Source organism: Gemmatimonas sp. (assembly GCF_021298855.1).
Lineage (GTDB): Bacteria > Gemmatimonadota > Gemmatimonadetes > Gemmatimonadales > Gemmatimonadaceae > Gemmatimonas.
Genome location: NZ_JAJTHI010000003.1, coordinates 19562 through 32355 on the forward strand (window position 1 = coordinate 19562; position 12794 = coordinate 32355).

General features: G+C 69.1%; 12 protein-coding genes. 7 read left to right on the plus strand and 5 right to left on the minus strand.

Going from position 1 to position 12794, the window contains the following annotated elements:
* The first annotated feature begins 59 nt into the window (after window positions 1–59).
* Both LW840_RS00695 and LW840_RS00700 read left to right on the plus strand, forming a co-directional pair.
* Window positions 60–2195: a serine/threonine-protein kinase gene (locus LW840_RS00695; protein ID WP_291261210.1), complete on the plus strand. Its 2136-nt coding sequence runs from the start codon at window positions 60–62 to the stop codon at window positions 2193–2195.
* 16 nt (window positions 2196–2211) lie between these two features.
* Window positions 2212–4395, plus strand: a complete 2184-nt coding sequence (locus tag LW840_RS00700; RefSeq protein ID WP_291276244.1) for a serine/threonine-protein kinase — start codon at window positions 2212–2214, stop codon at window positions 4393–4395.
* Window positions 4396–4439: 44 nt separating this feature from the next.
* Here the strand turns inward: LW840_RS00700 and LW840_RS00705 are convergent, their stop codons facing one another.
* A complete protein-coding gene (locus LW840_RS00705) occupies window positions 4440–5015 on the minus strand; it encodes a hypothetical protein (protein WP_291261208.1) in 576 nt (191 codons plus the stop codon).
* 56 nt (window positions 5016–5071) lie between these two features.
* Here LW840_RS00705 and LW840_RS00710 point away from each other — a divergent pair, with 56 nt between their 5' ends.
* Window positions 5072–5269, plus strand: a complete 198-nt coding sequence (locus tag LW840_RS00710; protein ID WP_291276245.1) for a hypothetical protein — start codon at window positions 5072–5074, stop codon at window positions 5267–5269.
* Here the strand turns inward: LW840_RS00710 and LW840_RS00715 are convergent.
* From LW840_RS00715 to LW840_RS00725, 3 genes are all read right to left on the minus strand, one after another.
* Window positions 5266–5568 carry a hypothetical protein gene (locus LW840_RS00715; protein ID WP_291276246.1) on the minus strand — a complete coding sequence of 101 codons (303 nt, stop codon included), beginning with the start codon at window positions 5566–5568 and terminating at the stop codon, window positions 5266–5268. The two genes, LW840_RS00710 and LW840_RS00715, sit on opposite strands and share 4 nt — an antisense overlap.
* 72 nt (window positions 5569–5640) lie before the next feature.
* Window positions 5641–6495, minus strand: a complete 855-nt coding sequence (locus LW840_RS00720) for an alpha/beta hydrolase (RefSeq protein WP_291266048.1) — start codon at window positions 6493–6495, stop codon at window positions 5641–5643.
* Window positions 6496–6647: 152 nt separating this feature from the next.
* A complete protein-coding gene (locus tag LW840_RS00725; RefSeq protein ID WP_291266047.1) occupies window positions 6648–7046 on the minus strand; it encodes a hypothetical protein in 399 nt (132 codons plus the stop codon).
* A gap of 160 nt (window positions 7047–7206) precedes the next feature.
* Here LW840_RS00725 and LW840_RS00730 point away from each other — a divergent pair, with 160 nt between their 5' ends.
* Both LW840_RS00730 and LW840_RS00735 read left to right on the plus strand, forming a co-directional pair.
* Entirely contained in the window at window positions 7207–8412 is a 1206-nt protein-coding gene (locus tag LW840_RS00730) for a hypothetical protein (RefSeq protein WP_291276247.1), read from the plus strand.
* A gap of 66 nt (window positions 8413–8478) precedes the next feature.
* Window positions 8479–9639, plus strand: coding sequence for a DEAD/DEAH box helicase (locus LW840_RS00735; protein ID WP_291276248.1), 1161 nt, complete (start codon window positions 8479–8481; stop codon window positions 9637–9639).
* Window positions 9640–9660: 21 nt separating this feature from the next.
* On the opposite strand, the gene LW840_RS00740 is transcribed toward LW840_RS00735, so the two are convergent.
* A complete protein-coding gene (locus LW840_RS00740) occupies window positions 9661–10083 on the minus strand; it encodes a hypothetical protein (protein WP_291266045.1) in 423 nt (140 codons plus the stop codon).
* Window positions 10084–10425: 342 nt separating this feature from the next.
* Between LW840_RS00740 and LW840_RS00745 the strand changes: the two genes are divergently transcribed.
* Entirely contained in the window at window positions 10426–11505 is a 1080-nt protein-coding gene (locus tag LW840_RS00745) for an ATP-dependent 6-phosphofructokinase (protein ID WP_291261200.1), read from the plus strand.
* Window positions 11506–11774: 269 nt separating this feature from the next.
* A complete protein-coding gene (locus tag LW840_RS00750; RefSeq protein WP_291269220.1) occupies window positions 11775–12758 on the plus strand; it encodes a hypothetical protein in 984 nt (327 codons plus the stop codon).
* Window positions 12759–12794 lie beyond the last annotated feature (36 nt).

Here is a 12794-nt window from a genome sequence, read left to right on the forward strand (position 1 = left end):
TCCGTTTCCCTGCCGTGCTAGACTAAGGAAGACGGTCAACTCCCCGAATTCCGCTTCGAGTGTCCGAAAACACCGCTCATCACGCCGAAGACGCCGAACTGCGTGCCCACGTGGAGCAGGCGCTCAGCGCCGCCTACGAGCTCGACCAGGAAATCGGCCGTGGCGGCATGGGCATCGTGTATCGTGCGCGTGATCGTCGACTCAAGCGGCATGTCGCCATCAAGCTGCTGCCGCCGGAGCTGTCGTTCCGGCGCGACGTGCGGTCCCGGTTTCTCCGCGAGGCGGAAACCGCGGCGCAGCTGAGTCACCCGAACATCGTGCCCATCTACTCCGTCGACGAGGTGGGCAACCTGGTGTTCTTCGTCATGGCGTGCATTGACGGGGACAACCTCGCCACACTCGTGCAGAAGCGTGGCCCGTTGCCCGTGGACAGCGTGCGTCGCTGGCTGGGCGAAGTCGCCGATGCGCTGTCCTACGCCCACTCGCGCGGCGTGGTGCACCGCGACATCAAGCCCGACAACATCCTGCTCGACGGCATTGACGGACGTGCGCTGGTCACCGATTTCGGCATCGCGCGCGCGGCCACGGACAGCGGGGAAACGTCGCGGCTCACGGCCACCGGTATGGCCATTGGTACGCCGGCGTACATGAGCCCGGAGCAGGCGTCGGGAGATCGCGATCTCGACGCGCGCAGCGACCTTTATTCCCTGGGGATCGTGGCCTACCAGATGCTGTGTGGCGAGCCGCCGTTCGTCGGTGGCACCACGCCGGCACTGCTGGTCAAGCATCTGGCCGAGGCACCGGTCCCCATTCAGCAACGCCGCGCCGATGTCCCGCCCGACCTGGCGGCCATCGTGATGCGGCTGCTGGAGAAGAACCCCGATCATCGGTTCCAGCAGGCCACCGAGCTGTCGCAGGCGCTGCGGACGGGCGTGGTGCCCCCCGCACCGGCAGGCGCCACCTCGGCCAGCATGCCACGGTCCACGTCGCCCGTTTCGTTCAACGGCGCGCCCATTGGCGGCATGCCCATGCCCGCGAACGGCACCAGTGGTTACCAGGCCCCGTCGTATCCGGCGCCCGGGTATCAGGCACCGGCCTATTCGCCCCGCACGCTCACCACGGCCCCCGCCGGCTTCGGCACGGCCGCGCCCGCTGCGGCGGGCGCGGTGGCACCGGCGTATGGCTACGGCGTTCGCCCCGACGACGCGTACATCCCGACCACCGAAGACCGCGCCCGCTGGGAAGCGCCGCGTGTCGTGAAGTTCCGGCGCCAGCTCGTGCCCTACCTGTTCGTCAATTTCGCGTTCCTCGTCATCGCGATCTTCGGCGACTCCAGCTTCGGCAGCGTGACCACGATCTGGACGATCTTCATGGTCTGGCAGTACACGAAGCTCTGGACCGACGGCTACGACTGGAAGGATGTGCTGCGGCAGCCCAAGCATCGGCTCTTCGGCGAAGTGCTGGAAGACATCACGAACAGCGTGTGGGCCACCTTCAGCAGCAGGAAGCGCGAAGAGCTGCGGGCGCAGGGCAAGCTCACCAATCGGCTCACGGGCGCCCTCACGCTGGGCGGCTCGAACGCTCCCGTGCCCATGGCCGACAGTGGACGTGCGGCCCCAGCCCTGCCGGCGCGCGACGACGAACTGGGCGCGTATCTGCCGCTCGTGCGCGCGGCCCGTGCCGATCGTGAAGAAATCGGCCGGCTGCTGGCCACACTCCCCGCCGAGGATCGCCAGCGCATTCCCGATGTGGCCAACACCAGCATCGATCTGGTGCAGAAGCTCGAGGCCATCACCAAGGATCTCGTGCGCCTGGAGGCCACGCTGGCGCCCGAGCTGCTGACGCGCACGGAGCAGGAGATCGACACGCTGGAGCGGGAGGCGAATCCACTCGACACGACGCGCAGCGAGGCCCGTGTGCGGCGACTGGCGCAGCTGCGCCGCGAGCGGCGGGCGCTGCTCGACGGCCAGGCCAAACTGCAGGCGCGACGGGGGCAGGTGGACAGCTGCCGGTTGGCACTCGAGAATGTGCGTCTCGACCTGGTCCGCCTGCGCACCGGCAACAGTTCAGTGCAGAGCGTGACGCTCGTGGCGGAACAGGCGATGCAGATGGCCCGCGAGGTGGACATCGCCGTGCAGGCGGTGAGCGAGGTGCGCGACCTCACGTCGCCGCGCACCGCGTCGCGCGGCGCCTGACCCCGGGGAGCTGGCGATGTTCGACACGCCTGATGTCGCGCCCGCGCCCGCGCCGCCGTCTGCCGCCGCCCCGCCACCGAACCTGCACGGCAATCCGGGGCGTGAGGGGGCGTACGGTGTCGATGCCGCGCTGCTGCGCGATCGGGTCACTGCCGCCATTGGCGACCACTATCTCGTCGGGCGTGAAGTCGGCCGCGGCGGCATGGCGGTGGTGTACGCGGCCGAGGATGTGCGGCTGCAGCGCAAGGTCGCGCTCAAGGTGCTGCCTCCCGATCTCGCGTTCCGCCCGGATGTGCGCGAGCGGTTCGTGCGCGAGGCGCAGATGGCCGCCCGCCTCAATCACCCGCACATCGTGCCCATCTACGCCGTGCACGAGGTACCCGGGCTGGTGTGCTTCGCCATGGCGCTGGTGGAGGGGGAGAGTCTGGCCGCGCGCATCCTGCGCGAGCCGCGTCCGCCGTTCTCCTTCGTGGCGAGCGTGCTGGAGCAGATGGCCGACGCCCTGGCCTACGCCCATGCCTACGGCGTGGTGCATCGTGACATGAAGCCCGACAACGTGCTGCTCGATCGCGAGTCCGGGCGGGCGCTGGTTACCGACTTCGGCATTGCGCGCGCGGCCGAAAGTGACTCGCGGCTCACGCAAACGGGCATCGCCGTGGGAACGCCGGCGTTCATGAGCCCGGAACAGGCCATGGGGGACAAGGAGGTCGACGGGCGCAGTGACGTGTATGCGGTGGGCGTGATCGGCTATCTCATGCTGGCTGGCCGCCTGCCGTTCGAGGCGCCCACGACGCCGGCCATGCTCATGCAGCATGTGAGCGACCCCCCGCCGCCGCTGCGCAGCCTGCGCCCCGACACGCCGCGTGTGCTGGTGGACATTCTGGAGCGCTGCCTCGCGAAGAAGCCCGCCGATCGCTGGGAGAGTGCGCTGCAATTGCGCGACACGCTGCGTCGGGTACAGCGCGACGGGTCACTCTCGGCGCCGATGCCATCGGCCGTGCCGCCACTATCCGTCCCGCTACCGGTGCCCGCGCCGCCGGCGCGGTCCTGGGATTCCGACCGGGACGAACGCGTGGGGTATCGCGCCGAGGACTGGGCGCCACGGCGCGTCAGTGAATCCTCGCCCGCGCCGCGGCAGGCACCGGCGCCCGGGGCGCTGCCGCCCATGCCGCAGCTGCCGCCGCTCCCCATGGGAGCGGATCGTTCGACCCGGCGTGAGTGGAAGAAGGCCAACCGGGAAGCCGTGAAGCAGTGGCGCCGGTCGGTGAAGCTGCAGCGCAAGCAGGCGAACGCGGCGTACGTGGCCGAACTCCAGGCGCAACAGGTGGCGGGCCGGATGGCGGGGGGGGCAGCCAGCACGCCCGCCGTGGTTGCCGACCGCGTGATGCGTTTTCGCACGAGCCTCAAGTGGGTGGGGGCCTCGTCGGCACTCGGGATCGGCAGTCTCCTCGTGGGGGTGTCGCTGAACGAAGAGATCTTTATCGCGCCCATGCTCGCCGGGCTCGTCGTGGCGTTGGGCAGTCTGGCCGTGGCGGGGCGGCACGCGCTCCGGCTGCGGCGCTTCGGCATTTCCCCGCTGGCGGCGTTCGGGGATGCGTGGCGTACGGCGCCGGCGGCGCGTGACAACCGGGCGCATCATGTGCGCCTGGCCGAGTTGCTGGAAAAGACGGCGGGGGGCGGGGTGGCCCAGTCGGCATACGGTGACCTGGTGCGCAACGCCTGCGACGACCGGCTCGTGATTGCCGAGATCGTGTCGAAGCTGTCGCCGGAGGATCAGGCGCTGGTGCCCGATGTCGACCCCACGGCCGATGCGCTGCTCGAGCGCATTGGCGGGTTGGCGAACGGCCTCGAACGGCTCGATCGTGACTTGCCCCGTGGCGCACTGACCGATCTGGCCGCGCGCCTTGCCGCCGTGGAAGCGGAGCCGCTCACCAGCCCCGATCGTGAGCGCCGTCTGACGCTGCTCATGCGTCAGCGCGCCTCGCTCGACGACTTGCAGTCGCGCCGTGAAACCATGCGCCGGCAGATCGACAGCGCGAGCATGGCGCTGCGTTCGTTGCGCCTCGACCTCGTGAAGCTGCGCACGATGGGGATGCACGCGTCCGCGGATGACGTAACCAGCGCCACACAGGAAGCGCGAGCGGTGTCGCGCGAACTGGGATACGTGCTCGAGGCGGCGGAGGAGAGCCGGCGACTGTAGGGTCCGTGGGTGCGGAGCGGGGGGGCCTCAACGGCTCGGCGCGACTACGTCGCGTCGCGATCCAGCGCTTCCAGCGCTTCCAGCGCGGCGACATCCGCGAGGTCCTGCGGTCGGGCGGTTGCCCGCTTGTTGCGGATCAGGTCCGCTCGCCCGAGCATGGCGACGTGCATCGAATCGAGCGACGCCTCGACGCGCCGGGACCATGCCTCGTCGAACTCGACGCCCCACAGTCGCGTCAGCAGGTCCACGCGATTGGGTGCTCGTCCCAACTGGATCACGCGATCGTCGGCCGTGAAGTCGTTGGCCGTGAGCCCGAGGCTGCCAAACCCGAATGCCTCGAGTGCGGCCACGATGCGCGCGCCATTCTCGGGAGTGGCGCGCACGTAGAGATCCAGATCTTCGGTGTACCGCGGGTACCCGTGGAACGCGACCGCGTGACCACCGGCAACGAGAAAGTCAGCGCCGTGGGCGATCAACAATGCGAGCAACTCGCGCAAGTCCTCGTCCAGCATCGCCCAGTCGTTTGCGGTGGGTCTGTTGCATGTGCAGCAGCCGATCCAGGCGGGCCTGCGGCGACAGTCGCCGGAGCGCGTCGCGGTCGGCAGCGGCTGCCGCGTCATGCGTGGGGTACACGATGACAATCCGTTCCATCCTTGAAATGTAGCATTCGCCGCGATTGGCTGGAGGCGTCGTGACCACGAACATGGGCGACCGCCTCTCGGCCGCCCTCGCCGACCGCCATCGCCTCGAGCGCGAGCTCGGCGCCCACGACATGGCGCCCGTCCGGCTCGTGCACGAGAAGGTAGTCGGCCGTGGCGTCGTCATCGGCGCAGAGGTGGCGTGCGGCGGACCAGGCGGGGCGCTGTCGCGCTAGCCGTACCGTTCCTCGAATTCCTGCACCATGCTGCCGTGCCCGTATCGTGTGGCCGCATCGATGCCCTTGGCGGCCGCCGCGCGCGCCTCTTCGTGGCGCCCCAGCGCGGTGAGCGTGTCGGCGTAGCGCAGCCACCCGTTGCCTTCGTCGTCGTAGCTGGCGAGGTATGCCTGCAGTTCCGTCGCGGCTTCCTCGTGCAGATTGGCCTTGAGCAGCTCGTTGGCGAGGCCGAAGCGCACGAGGGCATTGCCTGGCTGGCGCGCCGCCATGGCGCGCATGGTGGCAAGTCGATCGGTCATGATGGGCCGTGAAAGAGTGGAGTGGGGGGCGACGGGGAGTCGATGGGAACCTGAGGGGCAGGCGACAGCGGCTCAGCGGGCAATGAGCTCGCCCACGAGGGTGCCGAGTCGGTCGGGCGCTTCTTCGGGGGCCACGTGGGCCACCCCCGGCAACGTGTGTACGCCGACGGTGTTGCCGGTGGCGGTACGGAGCCACTCCACGAGTCGTTCACTGCGCGCGGCATTGAGAAACGGATCGTGTTCCCCCAGCACGAGTGCGGTGGGGCAGCGCAGCGCGCCGGGGGCGAGCGCCGCCACCGTGTCGCCGCGCGATTGCCCAAGCGCGCGGAGCTGGGCGCAGGCCGCGTCGCGGCCGTCGCGCTGGCGGAAGGGCATGAGGTACACATCGAGCGATCGCGCGCCGACATCGCGGTGGGCGAAACAGGGGAGGAGTGCCGCGTGCAGCGCCGAGGCCACCCACGACGGGGCGATGCGCTGCCAGAGCCAGACGAGCGACGCCACCCGACGCACCTTGCGGTTGAGCAGCGCTTCGTCGGCGCGCGCCGCCAGCAGCGTCGGGTTCACCAGCATGAGTTGGGCGATGCGCTCAGGGTGTTCGTGCGCCACGCGCGCGGCCACGGCGGCGCCCATGCCATGGCCCACGAGCATGACCTGCTGCACGCCCATGATGTCGAGCAGCTGCTCCAGCCGCTCCGCATGCGCGGCCACGGTCATGGCGGCGGAGCCGGGCGGGTCGCTGCGGCCGTGCCCCAGCAGGTCGAGCACCAGCACCCGGTGCCCCTTGGGGAGCCGCGGGAGCACGTCCTGCCACAGGTGGGAGGAGGTGAACGATCCGTGCACCAGCACGATGGGGTGCCCCGTGCCGCGCTGCCCGAAGGCATAGCAGTACAACCGGACCCCATCGAGGTCCACGAACTCGCCGCGCATTCAGCGGCGCTCGCCTGCGAAGACGGCCCTGGCTGCCATGATGGCCGAACGCTAATGCCGGCAACGGCACAGGGGCACCGGCGATGTTGCCGATGCCCCCGTGGTCGCCGGTGCCGTGGGGACGGCGCCGGGATGTCTCCGCCGTCCGCGGCTCAGCGGCCCCCGCGGCGCCCCTGCGGCATGTTCTTGAGATTCTCGTCGAACTTCGCCTTGTCGGCGTCGCTGGTGAGCAGCGCCTTGAGGGCGTCGTTGCGCTCGGCGTTCATCTTCTGCATCTGCTCGCGCATGCTGGCCATGTCGCCACTGCCGGAGCGGGCGGCCTGCATGGCTTCCATCTGCTTGCGCATGCCCTGCATGATGAGGGTGTCGGCCTTGGCCGACTGGTCTGCCGACAGGGTAATGCCCCGAAAGAGCATGTCCTTCTGGCGGGCGAGACGCTGTTCGGGGGACATTTGCCCCATACCGCCGCCCGGGGGACCGCCCTGGGCGAGGGCCGGGGTGGCAATGGCGAGTGCCGCAACGGCGGCCAGGGCACGCAGGGTGGTCTTCATGGACGGAGTCGGTGACTGGGAAGGGCTGGAGCGCCGACGCCCGTGCGTCGGGTGCCGCGCTGTGGGGTGAGACGTACGAGGGCGCGCGTTCGTTAATCGGGCGGGCCAATGGCGTGCCGCCTCTGGCGGACCCGCGAAATGATCGTACAATTGCGGAATTGTGACGATCCCCCCCTCCCCGATGCCGCCGGCCGGCAGTGACGCGATTCTGGTTCCCGGCGAACTGACGGTGCCGCGGCAGGTGTTCGTGCCGCCTCCGCCGCCACCGATGCCGGTGACCGTGCCGATTTCGTGGCTGCTGGTGAATGGGTCGCCGGCGGTGCAACTCCGTGCCTGGCGTGATGTTGCGCTGCAGAGTCCGCCTGCAGGGCGCTGGGGGCTACTGCCGTACGCGAGCACAGCGGGCTGGTATCTGCTGGGGACGCAGGACCACGACGGCACGTGGCCGGGCGGCATGCTGGCGATGCCCACGGGCACGTCGCTGCAGGGGGTGGGCACCATTCCCGCGTTTCGGCGTCTGCTCGAACTGGGGTGGGATGTGGATGCTCCGGGGATGGCGGCAACCCGGCGCCTGCTGTTCCGGCTGTTGGCCGAGGACAACGACCCTACCCTTCTGGCTGAGTTGCGTCCCGCGGACGACGACGAGGAGCTGGTGCGCCGGGGGCGTCTGCTGTTGCGCGAGGCGGCGGCGGCGGCGCTGGCGCACGCCGGCTTCGAGGCGGACCCACGTTTGCGGGGGGCGGCACGCCGGCTCATTGACCGGGTGCATGGGTTCCTCAAGTCACCGCAGGCGCAGAAGCCCTGGGTCCGGATCGGCAACCAGCACGTGCTCCCACCGGAGGTGGCGATGCCGTCGTTCCACCTGCTGGTGATGCTGAGTTACATGCCGCAGTTTTGCAGCGAGCACTATCACTTCATGGATCTGCTCTTCAAGTGGCTTACGCAGCCGTGGCCGCGGCAGGTTCCGATGCAGCAGGTGGGGGAGCATCTCGTCGAGCAGTCGCACTACGTGCTGGGGGATTTCCTGACCACGCGCAGTGCGCTCGACGGGGACATGCCCAGCGCGCTGGCGTGGCTGGAAGCGATGGCTCGCCTGGGGTGGCTGCCGAGGCAGGAGGGGTGGGTGAAGCTGCTCGACCGCACCCTCGATGACCGCAAGCGCGGGGTGTGGACGCCGCCGCGCTCGGTGGTGATGCCGGCGCAGGTGCCGGTGTGGTCGTGGCCGGTCCTGCCGCTGCACGATGGTGCGGCCGAGTCTGCTGGTGAGGCGGGGGCTGTTCGCGAGGCCACGGGGCTGTCGGCCGACGTCACGTTCCGTCTGGGGCTGGTGGCGAGGCTGGCTGGCCGGACGATCGAGCTGGGGTGATCGTCCCCCGGTGTGTGGTGTTCGTCCCCACCTGCCGAGCGAGGGTGTTATCTTTCCCGGCTACACATGACAGTCATCGATCCTGATACGCTTGTCGGCGATGTGACCTTCGCCGATCTGGGGCTGGCGCAGCCCCTGTTGGATGCCCTGCACGAGGCGGGGTATGAGCGCCCTACACCCATCCAGCGTGAGGCAATTCCGCTGGCGCTCACGGGGCGCGACCTCATCGGTCTGGCGCAGACCGGCACCGGCAAGACCGCCAGCTTCACGCTGCCGGTGGTGCATCGGCTCATTGGTGGGCCGCGGCGAACCCGGGTGCTGGTGCTGACCCCCACCCGCGAGCTGTGCCTGCAGGTGGAGGAGAGCGTGCGCAAGTACTCCCAGTACGCGCCGGTGGATGTGATTCCGGTGTACGGCGGGGTGGGGTACGAGCCGCAGGAGCGCGCCTTGCGCAACGGCGTGGACGTGGTGGTGGCCACCCCCGGCCGCCTGCTCGATCACCTCGAGAAGCGCAACGTGGACTTCACGTATCTGGAGACGCTGGTGCTCGACGAGGCGGACCGCATGCTCGACATGGGGTTTGCGCCGCAGATCAATCGCATCGTGGACCAGATCCCACGCTATCGCCAGACGTTGCTCTTTTCGGCGACGATGCCACCGGAAGTGGAGGCGCTGGGGCGCAAGTATCTGCGCAAGCCGGTGGTGGTGCAGGTGGGGCGGCGCTCGAGTGCGGCGACGACGGTGACGCACGCCGTGTATCCGGTGCCGCGGCACCGAAAGAACGACCTGCTCGTGCACCTGCTCACGAAGGCGTCGCACGACTCGGTGCTGGTGTTCACGCGCACGAAGAGCGGCGCCGACCGGGTGGTGCGCGATCTCGAGCGCGCCGGGGTGAAGGCGGGCGCGATGCACGCCGACAAGTCGCAGCGCGAGCGCATGGCCGCGCTGGAGGACTTCAAGAGCGGCAAGCTGCGGGTGCTGGTGGCGACGGACATTGCGCAGCGCGGCCTCGACATCAGCGGCATCACGCACGTGATCAACTTCGACGTCCCGCAGCAGCCGGAGGACTACGTGCACCGGATCGGGCGCACGGGTCGCGCGGCGAGCACCGGCGATGCGTACACGTTCATGAGCGCCGAAGAGATCGGGATGGTGCGCACGATCGAGCGCACGATCGGGCAGGAGATCCCGCGCGTGTCGGTCCCGGGGTTCGATTTCGGGACGTGAGGGCGGGGCGGGTGCGGTGGTTCAGTGCCACTGCACGCGCCCGAGCCGCGAGATGGTAATGGTGTCGGCGCGCGCACCGCGCGACAGGATGAGCCGGAGATTGGCCGCGCCCACGCCCAGCCCGTTGGCCGCATAGGCCATGGAGTCGCGGGTGGCGTGGAGCCGGACGCCGCGGTCGGTGAAGTCGGCGCGGGCGACGGTATCCGTGCCGATATGGACCACCACCCGTTGTGGCCCGAAGTGCACGGCCGTGCGTTCGCCGGCCGACAGGGCGTGATCGCGGGCGAGTCCCAACAGCGCCGTGGCATCGCGCGAGGCGGTTTGTACGGCGGCGGCCTCCAGCAGCGGGGCACCGCTGGTCATGGCAATGAGGGCCAGGAGGGCGAGCAGGGTGATGACGAGGAGCTGCTCGAGGAGCGTGGTGCCGGGGCGGAGCGCGGGCATGGAGGCGGGGCCAGAGTGCGATCGGGATTCGGATTTCGGACTTCGATCGGGTTTCGGATTTCGGACATACATCGGACGTCGGACGTCGGACGTCGGACATCGGATATCGGGTATCCGATGTCGGATGGATACCGGAAATCCGAGTCGCGATTGGGTGTCGGAAGTCCGAGGCCGGATGGGGGGCGAGTCCCGGCAGGTTGGGAATGATGGCGCGGTGGGCGGGAAACACCGTTACCGAAAATCGGCCAATTGGACCAATTCGACGCCGCGCCCCCTTCCCTCCATTTCGGGTCCCGAGGGTACATTTGAGCACCTTCCCACACCCACGTCATTTTCAGAAACATGCGGATTGCCATTTCCACCGGTGGCGGTGACGCCCCGGGCCTGAACGCGGTCATTCGGGCCGCGGTCCTTTCGGCACGTACCCGTGGCTGGGACGTGCTTGGCATCAAGCGCGGGTTTGCCGGCCTGCTGGGCGAGGACGAGATCGTTCCCCTCACGGTGGACAGTGTTCGCGGCATCGCGGGCCAGGGCGGCACGATCATCAAGACCACCAACCGCGGCAGCCCGTTCGCCTATCCCATTCAGCAGCCCGACGGCAGCTGGAAAAACGTCGACCGTTCCGACGAGCTGGTGGAGAACGCCCGCAACCTCGGCATCGAAGCCATCATCTCCATCGGCGGCGACGGCTCGCTCAAGATCGCACAGCAGCTGCAGGCCAAGGGGGTGCGCGTGGTGAGCGTGCCCAAGACGATCGACAACGACGTGGCGGGGACGATCACCACGTTCGGCTTCGACACCGCCGTGAACACGGCGATGGAGGCGATCGACAAGCTGCACACGACCGCCGAATCACACGACCGCGTGATGGTGCTCGAGGTGATGGGGCGCGAGGCCGGCTTCATTGCGCTGCATGCCGGCGTGGCGGGGACCGCCGACGTGATCCTGATTCCCGAGATCGAGTGGGAGCTGGAGAAAGTGTGCGACAAGATCATGGCGCGCGATGCGAGCGGAAAGCGCTTCAGCATCGTCGTGGTTGCCGAGGGGTCGAAACCGAAGGGGGGCAACGAGTCGATCATTGGCGCCTCGCTGCCCGGGCAGGAGCGTCGCCTTGGCGGCATCGCGGAGCGGCTGGGGTACGATATCCAGCGGGTCACCGGGAAGGAGACGCGCTCGATGGTGCTGGGGCATCTGCAGCGTGGCGGGTCACCCACGGGGTACGACCGGCTGCTGGCCACCCGCTTCGGGGCTGCGGCGGTACAGGCGGTGGCGGACAAGAAGTGGGGGCACATGGTGGCGCTGCAGTCGCCGCACCTGGTGACGATTCCCATTGAAGAGGTGCTGCGCGAAACGAAGCGGGTGGATCCCAAGCATGACATCGTGCAGACGGCGCGCATGATCGGGATCAGCTTCGGGGACTGAGGTGGGAACAACGGGGCGTCTTCGGTCTCCCCAGCGGACACCCGCTGTCCCCCCGCTCGGACACCCGCGTAACGTCGCGGACCCTCCCCCTGTCGGTAGGGTACTGATCTGCCGATACTTCGGAGTGTTGGCCCACCACGCCGACCCTGGCATGCACCCTGCCCTTACTGCCGGCAGGAGGACGGACGGCGGCTCACCGTGAGCCGCTGCCGGGCTCCGCTGGAGGATGTGCCCTGATGGTCTCACCCACTCGCATTTCGAACACGTCCATGTCTGCGCCGTGGCGCCTGCTGGTGGCGGCCGTGTCGCTCGCGCTGGCGCTGCCGTTGGCACAGGCGTCTGCCCAGTCGCGTGACCGGGACAAGGATCGTGAGAGCGACAAGACCGGCGTGCCGCGGGAGTATCTGCCGCCCGCCGGGATGTGCCGCGTGTGGATCGATGGCGTGCCCGCGCAGCAGCAGCCCGCGCCCACCGACTGTGCGTCGGCGGTCCGCAACAAGCCGGCGAACGGTCGCGTGATTTACGGCGAGGACAAGGCCAAGGGGAAGAAGATTGACGACCTCCCCATCAAGAGCCTGCGCGGGACCGACCGGAAGGGTCCGCCGCTCATTCCGCCCGATCTATCGCTCGCCGATGGCCGCGCGCGGGAGGCGTGGGAAGCAAAGAAGATCACCGATGAACAGCTCCACGGCGATCGGCCGGCGTCCAGTGCGCCGGCCTCGTCGTTTCCGGGTGGGGGACCGTTACAGCAGGGGGCGGCAGGGTCATACGGCGGGTACATCACGCCAGGCGGTGTGGTGGTGCCGGGCGGCGTGAACGATCCGCGCTACTTTGCGCCGAACACCCCGCCACCGGGCCGTGGCAGTTCCAGCTGCCTCGACCGCGACGGCGATGGCTGGTGCGATGATCAGCGCTTTGGACCGCCAGTGTGCGTGGACCGCGACAAGGACGGCCGGTGTGACGACCTGCCGGAGTTCGCCGCGCAGGCGTACCCGCAGACGCTGCCGAGTATGCGGAGTGCCCTGGACGTGGTGCAGGGACGGCCGAGCACCGAGATCATGCAGTGGCTGGGGACGAACGAGTTCGTGCTGCGCATCCCCGACCAGGGGCGGGGCGGGGTGCCGTGGCGGGCGATCTTTCTCGATGTGAACAGCGAACTGCTGCAGGTATGGACGGATGTGAACCGCGACGGCCGGGCCGATCGCGTGGAGGTATTCCGTGGCGGGCAGCGGGTGAAGCTGATTCAGCGGTAAGCCGCCCCCCCTGACCGCGCCAGCGCCGCGTCGCGC